Source organism: Nocardiopsis baichengensis YIM 90130 (assembly GCF_000341205.1).
GTDB lineage: Bacteria > Actinomycetota > Actinomycetes > Streptosporangiales > Streptosporangiaceae > Nocardiopsis_A > Nocardiopsis_A halophila.
The window spans coordinates 14,842-41,488 of record NZ_ANAS01000042.1; the positions used below are offsets into that span (position 1 = coordinate 14,842).

Here is a 26,647-nt window from a genome sequence, read left to right on the forward strand (position 1 = left end):
GCACATGGTTGCGCGGACAGGAACACCGTAGCGAGCGCACACGAGAACACCGATGGCGAAGGCAGGCCGCCATGCCCGCTCTCCCTGACACCCAGCGAACCGTTCCCAGGATCGTCGTCATCGGCGCCGGGATCGTCGGCTGCGCCCTGGCCGACGAGCTCACCGCCCGCGGGTGCACCGACGTCACCGTCGTCGACCAGGGCGACCTGTACCGCACCGGAGGGTCGACCTCGCACGCCCCCGGCCTGGTCTTCCAGACCAACGCCGCCAAGGCCATGACCGACTTCGCGCGCTACACCGCCGAGAAGTACCGGCGGCTGCGCGCCGGCGGGCGCCCCTGCTTCTCCCCGGTCGGCGGCCTGGAGCTGGCCGCCGCCCCCGAACGCCTCGACGAGCTGCACCGCCGCTGCGGCTGGGCGCGCTCCTGGGGGCTGCGCGCCGAGGTCGTCGGCCCGCAGGAATGCGCCCGCGCCCACCCGCTGGTCGAGGCCGACCGGGTGCTGGGCGGCCTGTCCACCCCCGACGACGGCCTGGCCGACGCCCTCGGCGCGGCCCGGGCCCAGGCCGAGGCCGCGGTCGGGCGCGGCGCCCGCTTCCTGCCCCGGCACGAGGTCACCGGGATCGAGACCCGCGGCGACGGCGCGCCCTCGGGCCGCCGGGTGGCGGCCGTCCACACCGACCAGGGGCGGCTGCCCGCCGACGCCGTGGTGCTGTGCGCCGGCATGTGGGGCCCACGGGTGGCGGCCATGGCCGGCGAGGTGCTGCCGCTCACCCCGCTGGCCCACCAGTTCGGCTGGACCGGGCCGACCGCCGCGCTGGCCGGCAACGGCGGCGGCGACGCCGCGCCCCACCCCATCCTCCGCTTCCAGGAGCGCGACCTGTACTACCGCGAGCGCGGCGACCGGGTCGGGGTCGGCTACTACGGGCACCGGCCGATGCCGGTCGCCCCCGACGCCATCGGCACCCCCGCCACCACCGGGCACCTGCCGATGCCGTCCATGCACCCCTTCACCCCCGAGGACTTCGCCCCGGCCTGGAGCGACACCCTCGGGCTGCTGCCCGCCCTGTCCGACACCAAGGTGGAGGAGGGGTTCAACGGCCTGTTCTCCTTCACCCCGGACACCATGCCGCTGATCGGGGAGTTCGCCGGGACGGCGGGGCTGTGGTCGGCCGAGGCGGTGTGGATCACCCACTCGGCCGGCGTGGCCCGCGCGGCCGCCGAGCTCATCGCCGAGGGAGCCTCCACGTTCGACCTGCACGCCTGCGACGTCAACCGCTTCCAGCGGCACCACCTGGCCCCCTCCTACATCCGGGAGCGGGGCTGCCAGAACTTCGTCGAGGTCTACGACGCCCTCCACCCGCAGCAGCCGATGGAGCACCCCAGGCCGCTGCGCGTCGCCCCGTTCCACCGGCGCGAGCAGGAGCTGGGCGCCTTCTTCCTGGAGGCCGGCGGCTGGGAGCGCCCCTACTACTACGAGGCCAACACCGCGCTCGACGGGGCCGAGGACGCGCCCCGGCCGGGCCCGTGGGCCGCGCGCTACTGGTCGCCCGCGATCGCCGCCGAAGCGCGCGCCACCCGCGAACGCGTCGCGCTCTACGATATGTCGTCCCTGATGCGCCTGGAGGTCGCCGGGCCCGGCGCCGCCGACTACCTGGACCGGGTGACCACCTGCCGCGCCCACCGCGACCCCGGCGCCGTGAGCTACTGCCTGATGCTGGACGGGCGCGGGCACCTCCTCGGCGACATCACCGTCGCCCGCATCGAGGAGGACCTCTTCCAGCTCGGGGTCAACAGCCGCCTCGACCTGGCCCGCCTCGCCCGGAACGCCCCCGCCGGGGTGAGCGTCCGCGACCTCACCTCCGAGACCACCTGCATCGGGGTGTGGGGGCCGCTCGCCCGGGAGGTGGTCCAGCCCCTGGCCGACCACGACCTCTCCAACGACGGGCTGCGCTACTTCCACTGCGCCCGCATGCACATCGCCGAGGTCCCGGTCACGGCGATGCGGGTGTCCTACGTCGGCGAACTCGGCTGGGAGCTGTACACCACCCCGGACCTGGGCCTGCGGCTGTGGGACGCGCTCTGGCGGGCCGGGCGGGGCCACGGCCTGGCCGCCGCCGGGCGGGGCGCCTTCGACGCGCTGCGCCTGGAGAAGGGCTACCGCGCCTTCGGCGCCGACATGACCGACGAGCACGACCCCTACGAGGCCGGCGTGGGCTTCGCGCTCCGCCTGAAGACCAAGGGCGACTTCGTCGGCCGCGCCGCCGTCGAGGCCAAGGACCCCGGCGCCCCGGCCCGGCGCCTGACCTGCCTGGCCACCGGCGGCCCGCAGGACACCGTGATGGGGGCCGAGCCGGTGCACGAGCCCGGCGCGCCGACCGCCGCGGGGTACGTGACCAGCGCCGCCTTCGGCTACACGCTGGGGCACGGCATCGCCTACGCCTGGCTGCCCGCCGAGCTCGCCGCCCCCGGCACCCGCCTGGAGATCGGCTACTTCGGCCGGCGCATCCCGGCCGAGGCCGTGGCCGAGCCCCTGTACGACCCCGCCATGGAGAGGGTGAGGGCCTGATGCCCGCGCTCCCCGCGGCACTGCCCGGCGGACCGGACCCGCGGCCGGGCCGCCTGTGGCGCGCGCCCGAGCCGCGGGCCGCCTACGACGTGCTCGTCATCGGCTCCGGCGGCCACGGCCTGGCCACCGCCTACTACCTGGCCGCCGAGCACGGCATCACCGACGTCGCCGTGCTGGAGCGCGGCTGGCTGGCCGGCGGCAACATGGCCCGCAACACCGCCATCATCCGCTCCAACTACCTGTGGGACGCCAGCGCCGGGATCTACGAGCACGCGCTGCGACTGTGGGAGGGCCTGGAGGAGGAGCTCGGACGCGACCTGCACTTCAGCCAGCGCGGGGTGCTCAACCTGGCCCACTCCACCCACGACGTGCGCGAGTCGGTGCGCCGGGTCGACGCCAACCGGCTCAACGGCGTCGACGCCGAATGGCTCGGCCCCGACGAGGTCGCCAAGCTGGTCCCCGTCCTGGACACCGGCCCGCACACCCGCCACCCCGTACTGGGCGCCACCTACCAGCCGCGCGCCGGCATCGCCGACCACGACCTGGTGGCCTGGGCCTTCGCCGCGGAGGCCGACCGGCTCGGCGTGGACCTGGTGCAGGGGTGCGAGGTGACCGGCTTCCTGCGCTCGGGGGACCAGGTGCGGGGCGTACGCACCACCCGCGGCGACATCGGCGCCGGGGCGGTCGCGCTGTGCGCCGCGGGGCGCACCAGCGTGCTCACCGAGACGCTGGGGCTGCGACTGCCGCTGCAGAGCCACCCGCTGCAGGCCCTGGTCACCCCGCTGCTGGAGCCGGTGCTGGACACCGTGGTCATGTCGAACGCGGTGCACGTCTACGTCAGCCAGGCCCCCAAAGGCGAGCTGGTGCTGGGGGCGGGCATCGACGGCTACAACGGCTACGGCCAGCGCGGCTCGTTCCGCACGGTGGAGGACCAGGTCGCCGCCGCCGTCGAGCTGTACCCGGTGTTCGCGCACGCCGAGGCGCTGCGCACCTGGGCCGGGACCGTCGACGTCTCGCCCGACGCCTCACCGGTCATCGGGCGCACGCCGTTCGAGGGCCTCTACCTCAACTGCGGGTGGGGGACCGGGGGGTACAAGGCCACGCCGGGCGCGGGCCAGGTCTTCGCCGACACCGTGGCCAACGGGCGCCCGCACCCGCTGGCCGAGCCCTTCGGCCTGGAGCGCTTCACCACCGGGGCGCTCGTGGACGAGCACGGGGCCGCCGCAGTGGCCCACTGACCGCCGTCTCCGATCCGCAGCGCAGGGAGGCCGACCGCGATGCTCCTCATTCCGTGCCCCTGGTGCGGTCCGCGCGACGAACGCGAGTTCCGGTACGGCGGCCAGGCGCACATCGCCTGCCCCGCCGACCCCTCGGCGCTCGACGACCGGGCGTGGGCCGAGTACCTGTTCCTGCGCGACAACCCCGCGGGGGCGTTCGCCGAGCGCTGGTTCCACGCCTCGGGGTGCAGAGCCTGGTGCGACGTGCGGCGTGACACCGTCGACTACACGGTCGCCGGCTCCTGCCCCACGGGCGCCCACGGAGCGGACGCGGACGCTGGCCAGGGGCCGTGCGCGTCCCCTTACTGCGTGCGCAGGGCGACCCCTGCTGATGCTGAAGGAGGCGCACGATGAGCCGCTGGGGTGCCGACCCTGACGCCGGGCGGGTGTACTTCGCCCGCCGGGAGTGGTGCGGATTCCCGGACCTCGCGGAGGGGCCCGCCGAGGCGCTTCTCAAGAGGCGTGAGCCGTCCGCCGCAGAAGGCGACCCGGCCCAGCGCGTCCGCGACCGGCGCAGACGCCCTTCCGTCCCCCGGGAGAGGGGCGGGCGATGAGCGTGCGGGACAGGAGGAGAGCGGCGGGATACCGCGCGGCCGTTCCCGCCGTCCCCACGGCCGCCACCGGCCGCACCGCGCCCCTGGAGACCGCGCCCCTGGAGACCGCGACCCTGGAGACCGCGACCCTGGAAGGGGGAGGGCGATGACCGGACGCCGCACGGGGACCGGGCCGGAGCCGGACACCCGGATCGTGTTCGACGGGCACGAGGTCCCCGCCGTGGCCGGGGAGCCCGTCGCCGCCGCGCTCCTGGCCGCCGGGGTGCGCACGGTCTGCCGGGGGAGCCGCACCGGGCGTCCGCGCGGGGTCGTGGGCATCGGCACCGGCGAGCCCGGCGCCCAGGTCCGCACCGAGGGCCCCGACCCCCGGCCGATGGCGCCCGCCCCCCGGGTGGAGGCGTGCGAGGGGCTGCGCGTGTCCGGCCTGGCCGGCTACGCCCGCCTGCCCGACCAGGCGCCCGCCCGGGGCGGCGACTCCCGCTGGGCCCACTGCGACGTCCTGGTCGTCGGCGCCGGGCCCGCCGGCCTCGCCGCCGCCGACGCCGCCCGTGCGGAGGGCGCGCGGGTGGTCATCGCCGACGAGGCGCCCGCCCCCGGCGGCGACGCCCGCGGCAACGGGCGCGACGGGTGGATCACCGCGACCTGGCAGGCCCTGGCCGGGGCCGCAGACGTGCGGGCGCTGGCGCGCACCACCGTCACCGGCCACCACGACCACGGCGAGCTCATCGCCCTGCAGCGGCGCGGCGGCTCCGACCTGCTGTGGCGCATCCGCGCCCGCCGCGTCGTGCTGGCCACCGGATCCACCGAGCGCCCCTTCGCCTTCCAGGACGACGACCTGCCCGGCGTCATGCTCGCCGGGGCGGCCGCCGCCTACGTCCGCCGCCACGGGGTCCTGCCGGGCGGGCGCCCGGTGGTCGCCGGGTGCCACGACGAGGCGCTGTGGGCCGCCGCCGCCCTGCACGACGCCGGGGCGCGGATCGCGGCCGTCGCCGACGCCCGCCCCGAGGCGGGGGCCGCGGCCCGTGAGGCCCTGCGGCGCCGGGGGATCGGGGTGCGCGCCGGAACCTCGGCGGTGCGCGCCGAACCCGGCGCCGAGGGCGGCGTGGCCGCCGTCCTGCTCGCCCCGGTCGCCCCGGACGGAAGCGTTCAGGGGGAGGCCGAGCGGGTGCCCTGCGACCTCCTGGCGGTCTCCGGCGGGTTCGACCCGGCGACGCCCCTTGCGGTGCAGGCGGGCGGACGGGTGCGCTGGTCCGACCGGCACGCCGCCTTCCTTCCCGGGGACCTGCCGCCGACCACGGTGTGCGTCGGCGCCGCGGCGGGCACCCGGGACCCCGGGACGGCGGTCGAGGAGGGCATCGAGGCGGGCGAGGCCGCGGCGCGGGCGGCGCTCGGGCGGGCCGGGCCGGGGGGCCGCCCTTCGGAAGGAGGCGGCCTGGAGGGGCACCTGCCCGACGCCCTGCGCGCACGCGGCGAATCGGCCCAAGGGCACGGGGCGCGGGCAGGGCAGGGCACCGCAGGCGGCCCCCAGGCGGCTCCGTTGCAGGCCGTCGGAGGACAGGCGCGGGAACGGCCGTCCGCGGGGGCCGCGGGCGCCGTGGGCGTGCCCGGGGACGTGCGGGCAGGCGACACCGCGCCCCCGATGGCGCTCTTCTGCGTCACCGGTCCGGACACCGACCACGAACGGGTCTTCGTGGACCTCCAGCGCGACGCGACCCTGTCCGACATCCGCGCGGCCGTCGCGGCCGGGATGGACTCCATCGAGCTCATCAAGCGCCACACCACCATCGGCACCGGCCCCGACCAGGGCCGCACCTGCGGCGCCCTGGTCACCGGGATCACCGCGCGCCTGCTCGGGCGCACCATGGACGAGGTCGGCGGCGCCACGCCCCGGCCCCCGTACGCCCCCATCCCCTTCACCGCGCTGGCCGGACGTGCGCGCGGGGATCTCATCGACCCGCTGCGCCGCACCCCCATGCACGCCTGGCACGAGGCGCACGGCGCCGCCTACGAGGACGTCGGCCAGTGGCGCCGCGCGCGCTACTACGCCCGGGAGGACGAGGACATGCACGCGGCGGTACTGCGCGAGTGCGCCGCCGCGCGGACCGGGGTGGCGGCCCTGGACGCCTCCACCCTCGGAAAGGTCGTCGTCGCCGGGCGCGACGCCGGGGAGTTCCTCGACCGCCTCTACACCGGCACCTTCTCCACTCTCAAGCCGGGACGGTGCCGCTACGGGCTGCTGTGCACCGCCGACGGGATGGTCCTCGACGACGGCGTCATCGCCCGCCTGCCCGACGGGTCCTATCTGGTCAGCACCACCACCGGAAACGCCGAGACCGTCCTCGACCACATGGAGGAGTGGTCCCAGACCGAGTGGCCGGACCTGTGCGTGCACATCTTCAACGCCACCGACGCCTGGGCGGTGGTGAGCCTGGTCGGACCGCGCTCCCGGGAGGTGATGCGGCGCCTGGCCCCGGACATGGACGTCTCCCGGGAGGGCTTCCGCTTCATGGACCTCAAGGAGGGGCGGGTCGCCGGGGTCCGCGCGCGCGTGCTGCGCGTGAGCTTCACCGGCGAGCTGACCTTCGAGGTCAACGTTCCCTCCTGGTACGGGCTCGCCGTCTGGGAGGCCGCCATGGAGGCGGGTGCGGAGTACGGCATCACGCCCTACGGCACCGAGACCATGCACGTCTTGCGGGCCGAGAAGGGCTTCATCGTCGTCGGACACGAGACCGACGGCAGCATCACCCCACTGGACCTCGGCATGGACTGGGCCCTGTCGCGCACCAAGGACTTCGTCGGCAAGCGCTCCCTGAGCCGCCCGGACACGGCCCGGGCGGACCGGCCCCAGCTCGTCGGCCTCCTGCCGGAGGACCCCGGGTTCGTCCTGGCCGAGGGGGCGCAGCTGACCGAGGCGGCGCCGGGCCGGGGCGGGCCCCGCGCGGGCTCGCAGGGATGGGTGACCTCCTCCTACGACAGCGCCGCGCTGGGGCGCTCGTTCGCCCTCGGGCTGCTCCGATCGGGCCGCGAGCGCCACGGCGAGGTGCTGCAGGCGGTGCACCTCGGCACCGCCGTCCCCGTCCGGGTCGCCGACCCGGTCTTCTACGACAGGGAAGGGAGCCGCAAGGATGGCTGAACCCCTGGTCCCGCGCCGGCGCAGTCCGGCCGAGGGCCTCCTGGAGGGCTCGCGCCTGCGCGAGCTGTCGTTCCTGGCCCAGGCCGAGCTGCGGGTGGACCCCGACGAGGCCGAGGCCGCCTCGCGGATGGCCGAGCAGTTCCTCGGCTGCCCCCTGCCCGGCCCCGGCCGCGCCACCGGGAGCGGCACGCCGTACGTGCTGTGGAGCGGCCCCGGCCGGTACCTGGTGGTGGACGCCGACGCGACCGGGCGGGGGCTGTGCGCGGGGCTGCGCTCCGCGCTCGGCGGCGAGTACGGGCGGCTGTGCGCGGCGGTGGCCGACCTGTCGGCCCAGCGCACCGTGCTGGAGCTGCGCGGGCCCGACGCCGGGGAGGTGCTGGCCCGCGGCTGTCCGATGGACCTGCACCCGCGGGTGTTCGGCCCGGGCTCCTACGCCCAGACGGTCGTCGGAAAGGCGGCCGTGGGCCTGCACCGCACCGGCGGCCCCGCCGGCCCCGGAGCCCCCGTCGGCCCCGGCGCGGAAGGGGAGGCCTCCGCCTTCCGCGTCCTCGTACGCGCGTCGTTCGCCGACTACCTGGCCCGCTTCCTCACCGGTGCGGCCGACGACGTCCGGCGCGAGCGCGCGGGGGCGGTGGGGTGAAAGGGGGGCACGGGGATCGAAGGGAGACGAGGGGACCAAAGGGGGGCGCTGGTGCCGTGGGGAGGCAGAGGAGGCGTGTGAAGCCCGTGCACAAGCGTCTGACCTGGGACGACGCTCTGGCCAGGGCGCCTGTCCGGGGAAGTGGGAGGGCACGACGTTATCGTGGTGGGCATGGCTTCCAACGACCACCGCGCAGAAAAGAGTCAGACGACGACCGACACGGCACGGTTCGGGCGGGGGTCGGGCGGTGAGGCGGAACCGGCCAGGACCGCGGCCGGGAAGGACGGTGCACCCGTGCAATCGGTGGATCGCGCCATCACGGTGCTGGAGATCCTCGCACAGCACCGCGAGGCCGGAGTGACCGAGATCGCCGCGGAACTGGGCGTTCACAAGTCGACCGCATTCCGACTGGTCGGAGCGTTGGAGCGGCGCGGACTGGTGGAGCAGCCCGGGCTTCGCGGCAAGTACCAGCTGGGCTTCGGGATCATCCGGCTGGCCGGCACCATGGCGGCCGGACTGGACCTGACCCAGCAGAGCCGGCGGGTCTGCGAGGACCTGGCCTCCGACCTGGGGGAGACGGTCAACATCGCAATACCGAGCGGAGACATGGTCGTCAACATCGACCAGGTCCGCGGGTCCTCGGCCGTGGTCAGCCAGAACTGGATCGGACGGCAGAACCCCCTGCACTCCACCTCCAGCGGCAAGGTGCTGCTGGCCTACATGCGCGCGAGCGACCAGCGCCGCGTGCTGCGCGGGCGCCTGGAGGAGATGACCCCGCAGACCAAGACCGACCCGGAGGACCTGCGCGCCGAGTTCGAGGAGATCGTCGACCGCGGGTTCGCGACCGCCGTGGAGGAGCTGGAGATCGGGCTGAACGCCGTCGCCGCCCCCATCCGCGGCCTCACCGGCGAGGTGATCGCCGCCATCAGCGCCTCCGGCCCCTCCTACCGGATGGAGGAGGACAAACTCGACGCGATCGGTGAGACGGTCGCCAAGGCCGGAATGGAGATCTCGACCCGGATGGGCCACATGGAGCCCGCCGGGTGAGCCCGGACCTGCTCCCCTCCCCACCGCCCCCGTTCCCCGACCCCCGATCCCGTCACGCGCACGCCCCCGACGCCGCGGAACCGCCCGAGACCTAGGCGCGGCGCCCGGAGCATGCCCGTCGGCGGACGAACGGCCCCCGCCCCCACCGCGCCGCTGTGCCGACCCGGCGCAGCGCCGGCGGAGGCCGGGGCGGCACCGCAGAGGCGTGCCTGAGAGCCGGGAACGATCCGCCGACCACCACCGGGACGCCGGTCCTGATGGGCCCGGGCGGCGCGCAGCACGTCCGTGAAGGCGTCCACGCCCCTCCCGAGGCCGGCGGCCGCGCCGCAGACTCCCCGTTCTCCCCGAGCCCCGTGCGGGCCTCCGGCCCATGGGCCCCGGGGCTCCCCGGGAACGGCGCATACGAGAGGGGGACGCCCGAACGGGCGTCCCCCTCTCGTATGCGCCGGCCGGGCGCCGCGCCCGCCCGGCCGAGGATCACACGGCGCCGTGCGACGCCGACTCCCCGTTCCCGCTGAGGGCGGAGCGCACCGCGCGGACCGCCTCCTCCGTGATCTCCTCCGGCGGCGGTGCGATGTCGAGCACGACCCCCTTCTCGTCGTCCCGCAGCGGCTCCAGGGTGGCCTGCTGGGAGTCGAGCAGGCCGCTCGGCATGAAGTGGCCCGCCCGCTCGGCCAGGCGCCGGCGGATCAGCTCGACGGGGCCGTCCAGGTGCACGAAGCGCACGTCGGGCGCCCCGGAGCGCAGCACGTCCCGGTAGGAGCGCTTCAGCGCCGAGCACGCCATCAGGCTGTCCCGGCCCTCGGCCTCGCGCTCGCCGATCCACGCGGCCAGCGAGCGCAGCCAGGGGAGGCGGTCGGCGTCGGTGAGCGCGACGCCCTGCGACATCTTGGCGATGTTCGCCTCGGGATGGAACGCGTCGGCCTCGGCGAAGGGCAGCGCGAGCCGCTCGGCGGTGCGCAGGGCCACCGTGCTCTTGCCGCTGCCCGACACGCCCATGAAGACGAAGTGCATGTACTGTCCCTCCCCGTGAGATGGCGTCCGTCCGGCCGCGGGACCCCGGACGCCCGACTTCAATAGTGTTATCAATAGGGGGCGCCGCCCGTGACGCGCCCCCGGCCCCCGCGCGCCGGGGCCCAGCGAGCCGAGGAGCCCGATGAGCCGCGAGTCCGACCACCGCACCCTGCACAACCGCGTGCTCGCGGAGCTGGGCCCGGCGATCGCGGCCGGCCGCTACGGCCCCGACCACGTCTTCACTCTGGACGGCCTGGTCCGCGAGTACGGCGTCTCGCGCACCGTGGCGCGCGAGGCGGTCCGGGTCCTGGAGTCGATGCGCCTGGTGGTCAGCCGCCCCCGGACGGGGGTGCGGGTGCGCCCGCGCTCGGAGTGGAGCGTGTTCGACCCCCAGCTGATCCGCTGGCGGCTGGCCGGTCCCGGGCGCCTGGAGCAGCTGCGCTCGCTGAACGGGCTGCGCGCCGCGGTCGAGCCCCCGGCCGCGGCCGCCGCCGCCCGGCTCGCCTCCCCCCGGGAGCGGGCCGCGCTGGCGGAGCTGGAGCGGCGGATGTCCGACACCGGCCGCCGCGGCGACCTGGAGGCCTTCCTGGAGCTCGACATCGAGTTCCACCGGCGGATCCTGGAGCTGTCCGGCAACGACATGTTCGCCGGGCTGTCCGGGGTGGTCGCCGAGGTGCTGGCCGGGCGCACCGAGCACAGCCTGATGCCGCCCACCCCCCGCCCCGAGGCGCTGTGCCTGCACCGGCACGTGGCCTCGGCGATCGAGGGGGGCCTGCCCCAGGTCGCCGAGGCGGCCATGCGCGCCATCGTCGACGAGGTCGTCGAGGCGCTGGACGGCTCGCAGGACCTGGGCCCCGGAGGGACGGACCCCGGGGCCCAGGGGTCGGGCGGCCCTACAGCAGCAGGCTGAGGACCAGGGCGAGGACGAAGCCCACCCCGCCGATCAGGGTCTCCATCACGGTCCAGGTGCGCAGCGTCGTCGCCACGTCCATCCCCAGGAACCGGCCCACCAGCCAGAACCCGGAGTCGTTGACGTGGGAGAGCACGGTGGAGCCGCAGGCGATGGCGATGACGATCAGCGACAGGTCGATCGTGCTCAGCCCCGGGGACGCCGCCACCGCCGGGGCCACCAGGGCCGAGGCGGTGGTGAGCGCGACCGTGGCCGAGCCCTGGGCCACCCGCAGCGCGGTGGCGATCACGAAGGCCGCCACGATCACCGGCAGCCCGGTCGACTCCAGGCTGGAGGCGAGGGCCTCGCCGATGCCGCTGGAGCGCAGCACCCCGCCGAACATGCCGCCGGCGCCGGTGATGAGGATGATCGAGCAGACCGGGCCCAGCGCGCCGTTGACGATCTGCTCCACCCGGTCGCGGGGGTAGCGCCCGCTCCCCAGGGCGAACATCGCCACGATGGCGGTGATCAGCAGCGCGATCGGGGTCTGGCCGATGAGCAGCATCGCCTGCACCCAGGCCGGCTCCTCGCTCACGATCCCGGCGGTGGCCAGGGTGGAGATGCCGGTGTTGCAGAAGATCAGCAGCATCGGCAGCAGCAGGATGCCCAGGACGGTGGCCACGTGCGGGGGGCGCTCGTACCTGAGCTCGCCCTCGGAGGTGAAGTCGTCGGGCACCGGCAGCTCGAAGCGGCGGCCGGCGTAGAGGGCGTACAGGTAGCTGCCGATGTACCAGGTGGGGATCGCCAGGACGGCGCCCACCAGGAGGGTGACGCCCATGTGGGCGCCGAGCTGGTCGCTGGCGGTGACCGGGCCCGGGTGCGGCGGCACGAAGGCGTGCATCACGGCGAAGGCGCCGGCCGTGGGAAGGGCGTAGAGCAGCACGGAGCCGCCGAGGCGGCGGGCGACGCTGAAGACGATCGGCAGCATGACGATCAGCCCGGCGTCGAAGAAGATCGGGAAGCCGAAGAGCAGCGAGGCCACGCCCAGGGCGAGCGGCGCGCGCTTCTCTCCGAAGAGCCGGATCAGGGCCTGGGCCAGGACGGCGGCGCCGCCGGTGACCTCCAGCATGCGCCCGATCATCACGCCCAGTCCGACGAGCATGGCGACGCTGGCCAGCGTTCCGCCGAAGCCGTCGAGCATGGTGGGGACGATGTCGGTGAGGGGGATCCGGGTGGCGAGTGCGACGAGCAGGCTGACCAGGGTCAGCGAGACGAAGGCATGCAGCCGGACCTTGATGACCAGGAACAGCAGGACGGCGATCGCGGCCGCCGCGATGAGCAGCAGCGGGCCGGTGCCGAGCGTGGGAGCGGTTGTTTCCACAGGGTCCTCCGGACGGGAGAGGGGTGCTCGGCGCGGTCGGGGGGAGGTCCCGGTGCCCTCGCTCGGCCGACGGGTCGGGCCGGGCCGGGTGTGACCCCGATCGCGCTGTCGGCCAATGGTAATACCATTTGTGAGGCTGTGTGACCACCGGCGTAAGGAAATGTGACCGGGGCGTTTCCGGGTCCGGCGCCCCTGCGTGACCGGCGCCCGGTGACCCTCCGTGTGCGTACCGGCAGGGGCCGCACGGGGCGGCTCAGGGCGGCTCGGGGTGGGGAGCCGGTGCTGGAGAACGGCGTCCTTCAGAGGGCCGCCGCTCCCCTCCTCGCCGTTGATCTCGGGAGAGTCGGGGGAATACTCGCCGGTACTACCCCGGCTTGCCCGAGATCAACGGGGGTGTCGCCGAAGGGGGCGGTCGGACGGCTGGTGCGATGCGAGCAAGGCACCGGGCGGGATGGCGTCCACCTGCGTGGTGCGGCTTCGGGCGGACACGACCGCCATCGGCCCGCTGCCCGCCGGCCCCTCGCCGACGGGGAGAGGGCAGGTCAAGGCCCCGACACAGGAGGGCGTGCGCCCCAGAGGCGCACGGACCGCCCTGAGCAGGTCGGACGCAATCGCCCCCTTCAATGGCCCTGGTCCTGGGCGGGGCCCCGAGAACGGGGGATTCACCACGTCCGATGCCTCGGCGATTCCTGGGGCGTTCGGTACGCCCGGTGGCGAGGAGCGGGTGTCCCCATGGGGGTGCCTGCCGCTCCCCACCGGTCGGCCCTTACCGGTCGGCCCCTCGTGAACGCCGGGTCGGGAGCGGCCCGTACTCAGGGCTCGGAGGCGCACGCCCCGGCCCACCGGAGGCGGCCCGCCCCCCCCGTCGCACTCGGTTCCCGCAGCGTGACCGTGTGGACCCGCACCGAGGGCGGGCGGGGCCGGGGGCGGCCCACGGGCTGGACAACGTGCGGCGCGGAAGGTAAACCAATCGGTAACTTCGTGTCCGCCTGGTGGGTGGGGCCTGCACCACCGGCACAGGTAGAGCCTGTCGTGCAGACAGGTCGGGCCGCCTCCGCGACACTGGCATCGGCTCCCCTCCCCGGCGAGGGGCGCGGGGACCGCGGCGGGGCCGCCGGCGGCGACGAAGCGACGGGAACGGGAAGAAGCAGCGCGGATGCACAGGCTGATCAACCAGGTACGCCCCTATGCCTGGGGAGCGAAAGAGGCCATACCCCGGCTGCTCGGCGCCGAGCCCGACGGCAGCCCCCAAGCCGAGCTGTGGATGGGCGCCCATCCCGCGGCCCCCAGCACCCTGCTCACCGGCGGAGACGGCGGAGGCGCCGGTGCGGAGACGGCCTTCGACGCCTTCATCGCCGACGCCCCCAAGGAGGTCCTCGGCAAGGACACCGTCGCGCGCTTCGGCGAGCGCCTGCCCTTCCTGCTCAAGGTGCTCGCGGCCGAGTCCCCCCTCTCCCTCCAGGCCCACCCCGACGAGGCCCGGGCGCGCGCAGGGTTCGCCGCCGAAGAGGCCGAGGGCATCCCCGTCAACGCCGCCGACCGCAACTACCGCGACCCCTTCCACAAGCCCGAACTGGTGCTGGCCCTGGAGCCCTTCGAGGCGCTGTGCGGGTTCCGCGACCCGGTCGCGGCGCTCGGGGACCTGGCGGGCATCCGGTGCGAGCTGGCCCGCCGCCTGCGCGCCGACCTCGCCGCCCCCGACCCGCACATCGCGCTGCGCACGGCCATGACCCGCATCCTCACCCTGGACAGCCGCGACCTGGACCAGGGCCTGGCCGAGTTCATCGAGGAGTGGGCCCACCGGGGCGGCGGCACCCACCACGCCACCGTCCTGGACCTGGTACGGCGCTACCCCGGCGACCCCGGAGCGGTGGCCGCGCTGCTGCTCAACCGGATCACCCTGCGCCCGGGGGAGGCGCTCTTCCTGCCGGCCGGGAACGTCCACGCCTACCTGCGCGGGACCGCCGTGGAGATCATGGCCAGCTCCGACAACGTGCTGCGGGCCGGGCTGACCGCCAAGCACGTCGACGTGCCCGAGCTGCTGGCGGTCGTCGACTTCTCGGTGCTGCCGATCCCCTACACCCGCCCCGTTCCGGTGGAGGGGCGCAGCGAGTACCGCCCCGGCGTGGACGAGTTCTCCCTGGCGGTGCTGGGCCCGGGCCCGATCGAGGCCAGGATGCCCGGCGGCGCGCCGTCGATCCTGCTGGCCCTGGACGGAGGGGCGGAGCTGCGCTCGGAGTGCGGCGCGCACACGCGGCTGACGCGCGGGCAGTCGGTCTTCGTCCCGGCGAGCAGCGGCGCCGTGCAGGTCGAGGGCACCGGCCACGTGGTGGCGGCGACGGTCGGGTTCTGACACCGCGGCGCCATCGGCGGGCGCGGAGCCCACGCGCCCGGGTGGGCACGGGCGCTGCCGCGGTCGCCGGTGGTCTTCCGGGCCAGGGCGACCCCCGCGTTCTTCGGGGTTCGTATACGGTCCGCCCGGCGCCGTCTCCCCAGTCCCGGGGTGCTGCCGCAGCGGCCCGGTGGAGCACGGTTCGGGTGAACTGCCGCGGCGGTGCCCCTGCCGCCCGCGACCGTCACGGGGACGGCGTCCGCCGGGGCGGTGCGGCCGTCGGCGGCCTTTTCGGCGGACGGGCCCCGGTCAGGGCTGCGCAGGCGCCTCGGGCCTGATGCAGAGCCGTGAGGATGGCGCTGGACAGGTCGGACGGAAACTCCACTGCTCCAGCGGACGCGACCGTCACGGGTCCTCGGGGCGGCGCCCCCCACGGCCGCCGGGCGGGTCCAAGGGAGCGGTCCGCTCCCGGGCGCGCAGGTAGGAGGTGTGGTCGCGCTGGCGGCGGGCACGGGCCTCCAGCAGCCGGTCGGCCGCCTTGTCGACGGAGGCCTCCAGCAGGTCGAGCTGTTCGCACAGCTCCCCGGCGGCGCCGTCCGTGCCGCTCCCGCCACCGGCACCGTCCGCACCGTCCGCACCGCCGGCACCGTCCGCTCTGCGCCCGGCGGCGAACCGCCACGGCAGGTTCAGGTACGCCTCCACCGCCTCGGGCAGGTCCGTGCGCACCACCCGCTCCAGCTCATAGGCGGTGTCGGGGTCGGCCCTCAGATCGGCGTCGAGGCGGAGCAGGTCCGCCAGCTTGGCCCGGAGCCGGTCGAACCGCTCGGACGCCGCGCCGGGCAGGCGGCTCCGGCGCCGCTCCACCCCTTCGGCCAGTGCCGCCAGGTCGCGGCGCAGGTCCCGGGGCGTGCGCCCGGCGCCCGCCCCGCCCAGGCGCACCCGCTCCGGCGGCGCGGCCAGCGCACCGGCCGTGTACAGCGCGGCCACCGCCAGCGGCCAGTACGCCCCGAACACCCCGGCGAACGCGACCACCACGCCCACCAGGCCGGCCGCGGCGCCCGACAGGTTCCGCAGCGACATCAGATAGCGCAGCGCGGCCGCCGGCCATCCTCCGGCCCCGCTACTGGTACCCACGGATCTCCCGGAAGGCCTCGTCCAGAGCGGTGCCGTCCCCGTCCCCTCCTCCGCGCGCGTCGAAGCTCCGCCCGCCGGTCAGCTCCGCCAGCTCCTCCATCTCACCGGGGTCGGACTCGCCGAACACCACCGGGAAGACCGGTACCCCGCGCAGCCCGGCCGGCAGGCCGGCGTGGGTGTCGGTGAAGCCGTCGAAGTCCATGCCGCTGTTGATCTCGCCGTCGGTCATCAGCACGATCGAGGCGAACCCCTCCCCGGTGTCCTCCCGCTCCAGCAGGGCGTAGGCCTCGGCGAGCGCGTCGTACCCGGCCGTGCCGCCCTCGGGGTGCAGGCCGTCGACGTGGGCGCGGATGTCCCCCAGGACCGGTTCCGGGTCCTCCTCGGGGACCGTGAACGTCCGCTCCCGGCGGGTGCCGGAGGCGAACGGCAGCACGGTGACCCGCTCGCGGCCGTAGAAGCGCTGGAAGCGCCCGGCGATCGAGTCGGCGTCGCCGCCGGTCAGGGTGTGCACCGCCTCCCGCAGCCCCGCGATGCGCTCCCCGGCCATGGACGAGGACACGTCCAGCAGGTACACCGTGCGCGCGGGGCGGCGGATCCGGTCGTAGTAGGCCGCGATCAGGGCGTCCGCCGACTCGGCGGTGGCGGGGAAGGGCAGTTCCGGGAGCGGGGGGAAGGAGCCGCGGGCCTCCTCGGGCACGGCCCCCGGCTCCATCGGCCTGCGGTGGGTCGTGGCCGCGATCTCCTCCTGGACCGGCGCCGACAGCAGGTGCTCCACCAGCGCGCCGTAATCCCGGCCCGCGTCCTCGTCCGCGGACTCCAGCAGGGACAGCGGGTAGTCCGCGGTCACCGCGCCGTCGGAGGGGTGGACCGGTACCAGGCCGCCGGGGACCCCGTCCTCCTCCAGCGACATCAGGACCGACTCGTAGTTGATCATCGCGTCCGGGGCGGGCCGGTCGCCCGGGTCCTGCCTCCGGTCGACGTACTCCTCGGCCAGCCAGCCGGAGGAGCCCGCGGTGAAGGTCTGCCCGGCGAAGAAGCCGGCCAGCTCCCCGGTCACGCCGTCGATGTCGGCGGGTTCCAGGGCCGCGCCCGTGTCGGCCAGCGCCGCGGCCACCCCGACCAGGGCGGAGAACCCGGAGTTGGAGGCGGCGGGGGAGGTCATGGCGTAGTCGAGGCCGTCCCCGTCCACCGCCCGGGCGATGTCGGACCAGGCGACTCCGGTGACGGAGCCGTCCCCGACGTCCCAGCCCAGCTCCCGCGCCCGGTCCGGGCCGACCCCGAGCAGCACCGGCGAGGCCATGACCGGCACCTCGCGGCGGAGCGCCCCGCGCCCCTCCGGGCGCAGGTTCAGGTAGCGGTTGGAGGAGAACCAGACCGCGTCGTAGCGGCCCTCCGCGTCGCCGGCGACGATCTGCTCGACCCCGTCCAGGGTTCCGGTGTACTCCATGCGCACCTCCACGCCGGTCTCTTCGGCGGCGCGCTCCAGCAGCGGCTCCATGTCGGCGAGCTCGCTGCCGGCCAGCACCCGCAGCTCGCCCGCCCCGGGCGCCCCGGAGCCCTCCCCGCCGGCCGGGCACCCGGCGGCGGCGAGCACCAGGACGGCGGCGGCCGCGGCGGCGCGCACACCGGCGCCCGCGCGGTGCGGCGGGCGCCTCACCGGCCCTCACCTCCGTCGCGCGTGCGCGAGCGGGCCAGGTGGTCCCCGGCGCCCTCCAGCTCGGTGCGCAGGGCCTCGACCGTGGCGGCCATGTTCTCCACCGCCTGCTCCTTGAACGCGTCGATGCGGTCGATCGAGGCGTAGATGCTGCGGAAGGAGGAGCGCAGCGTCTCCACGCCCACCGCCGGGTCGGCGGCGATGCGCTGGACGTCCCGGCCCTGCCCGGACAGCATCTCGGCGTTGGCGGCGATGATGTCCTCGGTGGTCCCGCGCAGCGCGTCCACCTGCTCGACGACCCGCTTCTGGTTCGCCAGCGCCTGCGCGGTGGTCACGGCCACCCGCAGCGCCGAGACGGTGGTGGCCGCCGCCCGCTCCACGCCCGCGATCAGCTCGTCGTTGCCGCGCCGCACGGTGTCCAGGGCCAGGTAGCCCTGTGCGCACACCGCCAGCTGGGTGAGCAGGTCCTGGTGGCGGCGGCGGACCGGGAAGAGCACGTCCGCGCGGAGCCGGGAGGCGGCCTCGGGGTCCTCGGCCGCGACCTCCGCGATGCGCTGCGCGGCCGCCCCGTCCAGCGCCTCGGCCAGCACCACGTACTCCTGGAGGCGGCCCATCGTCTCCCAGAGCCGCTCCCGCTCGTTCTGCAGGGCGGCGTTGTCCCTGCGCAGTTCGTCCTGGCCCGACCGCAGGGCCACGACGATGCGGTTGATGTGCGCGTCGGCGCTCTTGTACTTGTTGACGAAGTCGCGCATCGGCGAGCCGAACGGCAGGAACGACAGCAGCCTCCGGCCGGCGGGCCGCGCCGCGTCCTTGGGGTCGAGGTCCTCCACGGTGCGGCGCAGCTCCAGCAGGCCGCGGCCGACGCGCTTCTGGGCGTCGGCGCCCTCGCCCTTGGCGTCGGCCAGCGCGGTCACCGAGCGCTTCAGCATGCGGTCGGCCGACTGCGCCGACGCGCGCAGCTCGTCCTCGCCGAGGGCGGCGATGTCGGCGGTGCGGGAGGCGAACTCGGGGGAGCGGGGGTCGAGCCCGGACAGGCCGCTCACGTAGGCCTCGGCGCGCTCGCGCAGCTCGGCGCGCTTGGCGTCGTCGACGGGGACCAGCGCCCCGGCGCGTTCGGGGCGTACCGGTTCGACCGGCTCGGGCGGGGTGAGCACCGGCGGCTCCGGCTCGGGCGGGGTGAGGGGGGCGGTGCGGTCCTCGTTCATGCGGTCTCCGGGGTCGTGGCCGGGCGGGACGGGGGCGCGCCCATGCCCGGTGGGCGGGCGGGGGCGGCGCCGTCGCGCGGGTCGCGGGTGCCGCGGTCGTCGGTGCCGCGGTCACCGGTGTCGTCGGCCCCGTCCCCGCCGATGCCCGACGCCTCCTCTGCGGGTGCGGGCATGCCGCCGTCGGCGTAGGCGTCCTCCAGGCCGGAGAGCATGCCCTCGACCACCTCGAAGGCGGGCGCGTTCACCACGTCGGCGACCTGTGTGCGCACGGGGCGGCCGGCCTCCTCGGCGGCGGTGGCGAACTGTTCGGCGTCGGCGGTGCGGAAGCCGTGCTCGGCGGCGAGCCGCTGCAGCTCGGGGTCCTCGGTGAGCAGGCGGCCGACCTCGTCCCCGGCGTCGGTCAGCGGAAGCAGCGTGTGGTTGGAGACGGTGGTGGGCGCGGGGTACATGACGACGGCCCCCTCGGGCAGGCCGGTGCCCGACCCGCGGGTCCCGGCGTACTGGGCCTCGTAGGCCCACAGCAGCGGGGTGTGGCCCGCGCCCAGCGCGGCGTACTGGTCGAAGGGCTGCTTGGAGCTCTCCGGCGGTGCGTCCTGCGCCAGGAAGAGGCGCGCGATGCGCTCGGCGTCCTCGCCGGCGGGGGGTTCCTGCGGTACATCCTCGCCGTTGAGGAGGTAGGCGACGACGGCCAGGTACATGGCCGCGGAGTTGGAGGTGCGCGGGTCGGTGGTGCGGACCAGGACCTCGCTGCGCCCGGCGCCCTCGTAGCCGCCGCCCGGAAGGTCGCGCCAGCGGGTGCGCTCCTCGGTGAGCTGGAGGTAGGCGGCCATGTCGAGGGTCCAGGTGCCGTCGTCCTCCTCGGCGGCGGCCCCGGCCTCGCGCAGGGCCTCGGCGACGGGGCGGTGGCTGAGCACCACCATGGGCGAGTAGAAGGGGCGGTACTCGCGCTCGGTGCCGTGCTCGCGCTGGAAGGCCTCGGCGGACGGGTCGCTGCCGGGGAAGCCGAAGTCGGCGCCGTCCAGGTCGGCGCGGGCGATGGAGCGCGACCCGCGGGTGCGCACCTCCACCTCGTACCCGAGGTCGGCCAGGCGGGCGGCGACGTCGGGGTCGTCGAAGTAGGCGGCCTTCTCCGAGCCGATGACGCCAGTGACGCGCTGGGGTGCGGGACCGGCGAGGTTCCATACGACCGCCGCGATGACACCTGCCACGAGCAGGCCCGACACCACGAGTGCGGTGATCCGGCGCATGCGCCTCCCGTCGAGGGGGCGCGTGGGCCGCCGCCCCGGCGGCCCGGGGGACCCGCGCACCCCGTACGCCGAGTCTCGGACCGCGCCCTGTCACAGGGATGGCGCACCGTCGGCGGGGCGGTGACGGGAGCGTGTCCAAACGCCCGAGGGGCGGGGATTCGCGGTGATATCAGGGGGCGGTCCCGCATCCGCCCGTCCGTCCCGGAATCCGGTGGGCCCGGCCGGGACCCGGGGCCGACTCCCCGTGGCCGCCGCGGTCCCCTCCGTCACGTGCGCAACGTGCTTCACGCCGCCACTACGCTGGGGAGCCGTTGCCCGGAACACAGGGGGAGGAACCATGGCGCTGGAGCGTCCCGAGATCGACTTCATCGACGGCCCGCCGCCGGCCGACCTGCAGGTGGAGGACGTCACCATCGGCGAGGGGGCGCAGGCCGGCCACGGCTCCAAGCTCGCCATGCACTACGTGGGCGTCTCCCACTCCACGGGGGAGGAGTTCGACGCCTCCTGGAACCGCGGGGAGCCGCTGCGCTTCACGCTCGGCGCCGGCCAGGTCATCCCCGGCTGGGACCAGGGCGTGCTGGGCATGCGCGTCGGCGGCCGCCGCAAGCTCGTCATCCCGCCGCACCTGGCCTACGGCAGCCGCGGCGCCGGCGGCGTCATCAAGCCGAACGAGACCCTGGTCTTCGTGATCGACCTGGTCGAGGTCGGCTGACGCGGACCGGCCGTCCCCGGGCGCCGGGGAGAACGAAGGACGGGGCCTCCCCGCTCGGGAGGCCCCGTCCGCCTTTCGCGCCCTTCCTGCCGGGGGACCGCTCTCGGGAGCGGACCGGGCGGGCTCACCCGAGCGAGGCGCCGACCTTCACACGGCCCGTCAGCAGGTCGCGGGCGATGGTGCGGCGCTGGATCTCGTCGGTGCCCTCGTAGATTCGCAGCAGCCGCAGGTCGCGGTACCAGCGCTCGATCGGCAGCTCGCGGGTGTAGCCCATGCCGCCGTGGATCTGCATGACCCGGTCGACGATCTCGTTGGCCTTCTGGCCCCCGTAGAGCTTGGCGATGGACTGGGCGTGCCGCGAGTCGGCGCCGCTGTCGACCTGCCAGGCCGCCTGGAGCACCAGCAGGCGCAGCGCCTCGATCTCCACCTCCGAGTCGGCGATCATCCACTGGATGGCCTGGCGGTCGGCGATGGGGGCGCCGAAGGTGGTGCGCTCCTTGGCGTAGCGGACCGCCATGTCCAGCAGGCGCTCGCAGGCCCCGATGGCGCGTGCGGGCAGCAGGTAGCGGCCCTTGCCGATCCACTGCATGGCCAGGCGGAAGCCGTTGCCCTCCTCGCCGAGGATGTTGCTGTGCGGGACGCGCACGTCCTCGAAGACCAGGGAGGCGGGGCGGCGCTCACCCATCGTGTCGATGGGCTCGGAGGTCCAGCCCATCTCGCGGTCGGCGATGAAGCAGGTGACACCGCCGTCGGCGCCCTTCTCGGGGTCGGTGACGGCGAAGACCAGCGCGAAGTCGGCCTCGTGGCCGCCGGTGATGAAGGTCTTCTCACCGTTGATCACCCAGGAGTCGCCGTCGCGCACGGCCCGGGTGCGGATGTTCTTGGCGTCGGAGCCGGCCCCCGGCTCGGTGATGGCGAAGCAGGACTTGCGCTCGCCCTCGATGGTGGGCACCAGGTAGCGCTTGCGCTGCTCCTCGTCGGCGTGGAAGAGGATGTTGTCGGCCTCGCCGCCGAACTTGAAGGTCACGAAGGTCCGGCCGAGCTCGGACTCGATGAGGGCGGCGGTGACCGCGTCCAGCCCCATGCCGCCGTACTCGGGCGGCGTCTGCACGCCCCAGAAGTCGGACTTGCGGGCGAGCGCGCGCAGCTCGCGGTTCTCCTCGGCGGTGAGCCCGGGGGCGGCGCCCGCCCGCTCGCGGCGCAGCACCTCGTTCTCCAGGGGCATGAGCTCGCGCTCGACGAAGGTGCGGACCCAGTCGCGAACGCCCTTCTGCTCATCGGTGAGGGCGAAGTCCACCATTCCCGTGCTCCATTCTCAACCTAACGGTGTTCGGTTACTCGACCGTAGACCGCCCTGCCGCCGGACCGCAAGGGGGCGGCGCCGTCCGCGCGGACCGCGCGGGGCATGGCAGGATCGTTCGACACCCGAACACCGCGGGCCGGACCCGCGCGACGACCGAGAGGACGAGCAGTGGCCCGCCCGAAGACCCCGCTCCTGACCCGCCAGGGCATCCGCACCGCCGCGCTGGGGCTGGTGGACCGCGACGGCCTCGAAGGGCTGTCCATGCGCAAGCTCGCCCAGGAACTGGAGGTGCAGGCGGCGTCCCTGTACAGCCACTACCGGACCAAGGACGAGCTGCTGGCCGACATCGCCAACGAGATCATGGCGGGCGTGGACGTGTCCGGTTTCGAGCAGGGCGACTGGCGGTGCGGGCTGACCGTGTGGGCGCGCTCCTACCGCCGGGCCCTGGCGGCCCACCCCAACCTCGTCCCGGTCATCGCGGTGGGGCCCGGCCGCCGCGAGGAGGCCCTGCGCCGGGCGGACGCGGTCCACGGCGGCCTCGTGGCGGCGGGGTGGCCGCCCAGGCACGCCACGATGATCGGCGCCTCGACGAAGTACCTGGTGGTCGGCGGCGCGATCAACTCCTTCGCCCGCGGCTTCGACGACGACGTCCAGGTCTACCGGGACCGCTACCCCAACCTGTTCCAGGCCCACAAGCTCGCCGAGCACGCCGCCGAGATCGACGAGGACAGCTTCGAACTGGCCCTGGAGGCCTTCCTGGCGGGCCTGGAGGCCACCTTCGAGAAGGTGCGGGTGCGGCCGGACGACCATGTGTGAAGGGACCGCCCGGCGAAACGCGCGTTCCGGTAGCGGGGACGTCCGTGTGGAGAGCGGCACGATGCCCGCTCCGCGGACCTCACCGGCCTACGGGCGAAGGCGTCCCCGCGGTGGTTGGTACGATCGGGCGTTTCCGAGCGTGTGACCTCGTTGCCGGAGGGCGCATTGGATGACCGGCCGCACGGCACCGCAACTGAGAACCACGTGGAGAACCCCGGGTTCATATCGACCCTGCTGCAGGCCGGGGCGATCTACGGCGGAATCCATCTGTACATGGGAGAGCCCGGAGCCGAGGCCCAGAGGGTGCCTCCGGAGTACCAGGAATACCTGAGGCGGGCGTTCGTCCCCGCTGAGCCCGAGAAGTTCGCGGATTTCCGTGCGCGGTTCCGGGGAGAGGCCGGCGGGAGAACCGCGTTCCTCCTCGGTGAACCGGGGAGCGGCAGGACGGTGGCGGCCGTCGCGCTGCTCGCCTCGGCCGGCCTGCGGGTGCACCGGCTGGTCCTCGACCCCGAGGGGCGGGAGGGGCGGCGGCTCAAGGGAATCCGGATCGACGCGGGCGACGGGTACCTGATCGACCTCTCCGGCCACGGGACCGCGGACCTCGGGCTGCTCCACGACGTCCTGGAGTTCGGCGCGCGGGCGCGTTCGGCCGGGGCCGGAACGGCGGTCGTCCTCGGCCCGGGGCGGCACGGGGCCGAACTCCCGCCGGGGAGTGATTTCACCGTCGTGCGCCCGCCCGCGATGGACGTGTTCGCCGCCCACTTCCGGCTCCTCGTCGGGGAAGAGCGGCTGTCGGCCTGGCTCGTGGACGACCGGGTCCGCCGGGCGATGGCCACCGCCCTCCCCGCCGACGCCGTGCGCCTGGCGCGCATGGCGCTGGAGACCTCCGGAGCGGAGGCCGAGCAGGGGGCGTGGATCGGAACGGCGCTGGACGCCTTCAGCAACTGGCGGAAGGAGCTGGAGGACTGGTTCAAGGAGAAGGAGGGGGAGAACGGCGCCTGGCCCCGCGTGCTGCTGATCGCCGGGGCGATGCTCTCAGGGCGCGACGCGGTGGAGGTGCTCGTCTCGGCGGACCGCCTCGCCGGGATGCTCGGACTGCCGCCGGGCGATGCGGGCGGCCTCGTCGGGCCCGGGGTCGACGAGGCTCTGAAGAACATCGGGGCCGTGCGCGACGGCAGTGGCCGCCTGAGGTTCCAGAAGGTCGAATACGACAGCGCCGTGCTCGACTACGTCTGGCAGGAGCATCCGCGGCTCCGCGACCGCCTTGTCGAATGGAGCATCCGGTCGATCGCGGAATCCTCCGACGGCCACGGAAGGGAAGCCGCCGAGCGGTGGGCCGACCTTCTCATGCGGAACGGGGACGACGAAACAGCGAACAACCTGTTCAACGCCTTGTCGAGGACCACGCAGACGTCCGCGGCCGCAACCCGTTTCGGTGCACTGGTCGCCTCCGCCCCCGATTTCGGAAGAAGGATCCGCCGTAGGGTCTACGACATTGCACAGAGGCGGCCGACCATCCAGCAGTCGACGGTGGCCGCGCGGGTGTGCGCCGAGTACGGGAAGGTCATTCCGAGTTCGGCGCTGTTGAGGCTGAGATGGCTGGCGGCCTCGGAGGCCGAGGCGGTCCGCCGATCGGTCATCGATGCCCTCGAAGAACTGGCCCGCTCGGGGATGCGGGAAGAGGTCATCGATGAACTCGAGGACTGGACGGAATCCGAGTCGGGGAGCCGCGCCTCCCTTGCCTGTGAGACCTTGGCGGCCATGCTCTCCAGGGCCGAGGACGGGACCCCGGCCCTGCTCATGGAGACCTGCGCGGCCTCGGACGAGGCGGAGGGGTGGCGCTTGGGGCAGGAGACGGTCCGAGCGTGGAAAGTGCTCTTCGACCAGGCGTGCAAGGCGAGCCTCGCCAAGGCCGCCGACGTGTGGCTCCCCCGCTACCTGAGAAGGGACGACGTGGGGGACGTCGCCGCCACGATCATGGTCAGCGCCGTCGCTGGAGCACCAGGCGGGAGTGAAGAGGCCATGAATCGGAGGATCGTCACGGCGAACAGGATGGTCTACCAATGGTGCGATGAGACCGGTCTGGACGACCACGGCATGGACATCGTCTCCCTTCAGCGCTGGATCCACGATGCCGCGAACCAGGTCTTCGGTGGTCCGGAGTCTGAACGATCCGAATGAGCCGGTCCTCCATCGGGTCTCTGTACCTCCAGTGGCGGACCTTCCTCTATCCGCCGCACACCGGACGCGTCCAAGGTTTCCTGCCCAGGGCGCTGTCCGGATGGAGGCGGACGGTGTACTCGGTGGTCGACACCGGCACCACCTCAGGGGCGGCCCGGTCCTCTTCCACCGGGCGCAGCAGCAGCCACGCGGTGCCGTCGCTCCGGCCGATCAGGGTCGCCGCGCGCTCAGGGCCCGCACAGATGCCCGCAGGGTCGGCGTCGGTGCCCGCCGGGGCCACCTCCACCGGGCGGACCGTCCGCGGCAGAGCCAGGGCCGACCGCTCCGGCGGCAGGTAGCCGTACTCACGGACGGCCATCCCCGCGTCGATCGCGCTCCCGACGGCCACCAGGTAGCCGGCCAGCCCGAAGAGCCCCACCAGCCCCGAGGCGACCAGGAACACCACCGCGGTCCTGCGCGCCTGTGCCCCCGGCACGCGCGACCCCAGTTCGCGCGGGTCGGAGAAGGGCACCAGGTCGTGCCGCAGCCGGGTGAGCAGGTCGCGGGGGCGGACCAGCGCCTCGGGCCCGCCGCCGTCGTGCGCGTCGTCCGCGGCATCCGCCCCGGCCCTCCTTCGGTACCAGCGCCGCAGGAAGAGGACCAGCGCCGCGCTCCCCGCGAGGAAGACGAGCAGCGGCCAGGGCTGGGGGAGCAGCCACGTCCTCAGGGCGAGCGCGATGGCGGCGGTGGCCGCCATCGCGGCGGCGCCGACCAGGACCCCGAGGAGGTAGGCGTAGGTGCTCTCGCCTCTGATCAGGCGGGTCGCGGTGCCCATCCACCCCACGCCGACGACCGCCACCACCAGTGTCGCCGCCAGGTCGGGGGCGCCGGCAGGCAGCCACGGCAGGAGGGAGGCGTACGCGGCCCCGTAGGCGGACGCGACCAGGCAGGCCGCATAGACGACCGTCGCCAGCGCCGCCGCAGGGACGGCGAGCCCAGGGGAAGGCGAGGAGGGGACGAGCGCCGCCCCCGTGGCGTAGCCGACGATGAGCACCACCAGGACGGCTGTGGCCAAGAGCGCCGTCTCGGCGGTCGCGGCGACGAACTCGCCGTACCCGACCGGCACCTCGCCGAGTCCCACCCCGAGGGCCCGGTAGAACTCGGCATAGCGGGCGAGCACGATCCCGTGGACGATCGCGACGCCCAGCACGGTCACGGCGATGACGGCGGCCAGACGCCCACCCCGCCGGGGCAGGACGACCGACCCGTAGACGTTCCCGATCAAGAACGCGGTCCCGTGGTTCTCGGAAACCGTGTTCGTCACGTGCGAGGCGTCGTCTTCGGCCATGGGCGCGGCCTCCCGGGCTTTCCGTTAGTGGGAGCCTACTCACCGAGTGACCGCGGTTCCCCGTCGCAATCGCCCTCATAGGGCGGCTGGCAGCTGCCCGATGGCTGCGGCCACCAGGGCAGAGAGCGCTCCGGTCGGTCCCAGTGGAAGCGCGTCCCCCTGGGGGCGCCAGGAGGATCGACGAGGCCGGGGTGAGGGGAGCGGGTCGAGTGATGGTCAAGTATTTACTCGGTG

At 74.7% G+C, this 26,647-nt stretch carries 20 protein-coding genes; 12 read left to right on the forward strand and 8 right to left on the reverse strand.

The annotated features are described in order from the left end of the window. Positions 1-71 precede the first annotated feature (71 nt). The 7 genes from C892_RS0127045 to C892_RS0127080 all read left to right on the forward strand — a co-directional run bounded on the left by C892_RS0127045 (position 72) and on the right by C892_RS0127080 (position 9,218). The gene (locus C892_RS0127045; protein WP_017559765.1) at positions 72-2,567 is read left to right on the forward strand and encodes a GcvT family protein; all 2,496 of its coding nucleotides are present in this window, start codon (positions 72-74) and stop codon (positions 2,565-2,567) included. Further along, positions 2,567-3,805 (forward strand): sarcosine oxidase subunit beta family protein, encoded by a 1,239-nt coding sequence (locus tag C892_RS0127050; protein ID WP_017559766.1) that lies wholly within the window; start codon positions 2,567-2,569, stop codon positions 3,803-3,805. Before C892_RS0127045 ends, C892_RS0127050 begins: the two co-directional genes overlap by 1 nt. A gap of 39 nt (positions 3,806-3,844) precedes the next feature. Continuing rightward, positions 3,845-4,198, forward strand: a complete 354-nt coding sequence (locus C892_RS0127055) for a sarcosine oxidase subunit delta (protein WP_017559767.1) — start codon at positions 3,845-3,847, stop codon at positions 4,196-4,198. A 196-nt stretch (positions 4,199-4,394) separates the two neighbouring features. After that, complete coding sequence (locus C892_RS31660; RefSeq protein ID WP_017559769.1) at positions 4,395-4,547, forward strand: hypothetical protein; 153 nt, start codon at positions 4,395-4,397, stop codon at positions 4,545-4,547. Then, positions 4,544-7,531, forward strand: a complete 2,988-nt coding sequence (locus tag C892_RS32690; protein WP_017559770.1) for an FAD-dependent oxidoreductase — start codon at positions 4,544-4,546, stop codon at positions 7,529-7,531. The genes C892_RS31660 and C892_RS32690 overlap by 4 nt, the downstream gene beginning before the upstream one ends. Further along, on the forward strand, positions 7,524-8,171 hold the full coding sequence (locus C892_RS0127075) for a sarcosine oxidase subunit gamma (protein WP_017559771.1): 648 nt from the start codon (positions 7,524-7,526) through the stop codon (positions 8,169-8,171). The genes C892_RS32690 and C892_RS0127075 overlap by 8 nt, the downstream gene beginning before the upstream one ends. A 294-nt stretch (positions 8,172-8,465) precedes the next feature. Continuing rightward, entirely contained in the window at positions 8,466-9,218 is a 753-nt protein-coding gene (locus C892_RS0127080; RefSeq protein ID WP_017539416.1) for an IclR family transcriptional regulator, read from the forward strand. Positions 9,219-9,695: 477 nt separating this feature from the next. Here C892_RS0127080 and C892_RS0127085 read toward each other — a convergent pair whose 3' ends face one another. Then, entirely contained in the window at positions 9,696-10,232 is a 537-nt protein-coding gene (locus C892_RS0127085; RefSeq protein ID WP_017559773.1) for a gluconokinase, read from the reverse strand. Between the two features lie 142 nt (positions 10,233-10,374). Here C892_RS0127085 and C892_RS0127090 point away from each other — a divergent pair, with 142 nt between their 5' ends. Beyond that, positions 10,375-11,142 (forward strand): FadR/GntR family transcriptional regulator, encoded by a 768-nt coding sequence (locus tag C892_RS0127090; protein ID WP_017559774.1) that lies wholly within the window; start codon positions 10,375-10,377, stop codon positions 11,140-11,142. Here C892_RS0127090 and C892_RS0127095 read toward each other — a convergent pair. After that, positions 11,126-12,502, reverse strand: a complete 1,377-nt coding sequence (locus tag C892_RS0127095; protein ID WP_017559775.1) for a GntP family permease — start codon at positions 12,500-12,502, stop codon at positions 11,126-11,128. The two genes, C892_RS0127090 and C892_RS0127095, sit on opposite strands and share 17 nt — an antisense overlap. Positions 12,503-13,658: 1,156 nt before the next feature. On the opposite strand from C892_RS0127095, the gene manA reads away from it, so the two are divergent. Further along, positions 13,659-14,855 carry a mannose-6-phosphate isomerase, class I gene (manA, locus tag C892_RS0127100; protein ID WP_017559776.1) on the forward strand — a complete coding sequence of 399 codons (1,197 nt, stop codon included), beginning with the start codon at positions 13,659-13,661 and terminating at the stop codon, positions 14,853-14,855. A 384-nt stretch (positions 14,856-15,239) separates the two neighbouring features. On the opposite strand, the gene C892_RS0127105 is transcribed toward manA, so the two are convergent. From C892_RS0127105 to C892_RS0127120, 4 genes are read right to left on the reverse strand one after another with little or no spacing between them, the layout of a single operon-like run. Next, positions 15,240-15,968 (reverse strand): hypothetical protein, encoded by a 729-nt coding sequence (locus tag C892_RS0127105; RefSeq protein ID WP_239647555.1) that lies wholly within the window; start codon positions 15,966-15,968, stop codon positions 15,240-15,242. Then, positions 15,955-17,625: a VWA domain-containing protein gene (locus tag C892_RS0127110; protein ID WP_017559778.1), complete on the reverse strand. Its 1,671-nt coding sequence runs from the start codon at positions 17,623-17,625 to the stop codon at positions 15,955-15,957. The genes C892_RS0127105 and C892_RS0127110 overlap by 14 nt, the downstream gene beginning before the upstream one ends. Further along, positions 17,622-18,827, reverse strand: coding sequence for a toxic anion resistance protein (locus tag C892_RS0127115; protein ID WP_017559779.1), 1,206 nt, complete (start codon positions 18,825-18,827; stop codon positions 17,622-17,624). The genes C892_RS0127110 and C892_RS0127115 overlap by 4 nt, the downstream gene beginning before the upstream one ends. Continuing rightward, positions 18,824-20,074 carry a hypothetical protein gene (locus tag C892_RS0127120; protein WP_017559780.1) on the reverse strand — a complete coding sequence of 417 codons (1,251 nt, stop codon included), beginning with the start codon at positions 20,072-20,074 and terminating at the stop codon, positions 18,824-18,826. Before C892_RS0127120 ends, C892_RS0127115 begins: the two co-directional genes overlap by 4 nt. A gap of 337 nt (positions 20,075-20,411) precedes the next feature. Between C892_RS0127120 and C892_RS0127125 the strand changes: the two genes are divergently transcribed. Beyond that, positions 20,412-20,786, forward strand: coding sequence for an FKBP-type peptidyl-prolyl cis-trans isomerase (locus C892_RS0127125; RefSeq protein ID WP_017559781.1), 375 nt, complete (start codon positions 20,412-20,414; stop codon positions 20,784-20,786). Positions 20,787-20,910: 124 nt separating this feature from the next. Here C892_RS0127125 and C892_RS0127130 read toward each other — a convergent pair whose 3' ends face one another. Further along, positions 20,911-22,086 carry an acyl-CoA dehydrogenase family protein gene (locus C892_RS0127130; RefSeq protein WP_017539427.1) on the reverse strand — a complete coding sequence of 392 codons (1,176 nt, stop codon included), beginning with the start codon at positions 22,084-22,086 and terminating at the stop codon, positions 20,911-20,913. A 171-nt stretch (positions 22,087-22,257) separates the two neighbouring features. Here C892_RS0127130 and C892_RS0127135 point away from each other — a divergent pair, with 171 nt between their 5' ends. Together C892_RS0127135 and C892_RS0127140 are read left to right on the forward strand one after the other, a co-directional pair. Then, entirely contained in the window at positions 22,258-22,905 is a 648-nt protein-coding gene (locus C892_RS0127135; protein WP_017559782.1) for a TetR/AcrR family transcriptional regulator, read from the forward strand. A gap of 165 nt (positions 22,906-23,070) precedes the next feature. Continuing rightward, positions 23,071-25,086: a hypothetical protein gene (locus tag C892_RS0127140; RefSeq protein ID WP_239647556.1), complete on the forward strand. Its 2,016-nt coding sequence runs from the start codon at positions 23,071-23,073 to the stop codon at positions 25,084-25,086. A gap of 46 nt (positions 25,087-25,132) precedes the next feature. Here C892_RS0127140 and C892_RS0127145 read toward each other — a convergent pair whose 3' ends face one another. Then, on the reverse strand, positions 25,133-26,413 hold the full coding sequence (locus C892_RS0127145; protein ID WP_017559784.1) for a hypothetical protein: 1,281 nt from the start codon (positions 26,411-26,413) through the stop codon (positions 25,133-25,135). Positions 26,414-26,647 lie beyond the last annotated feature (234 nt).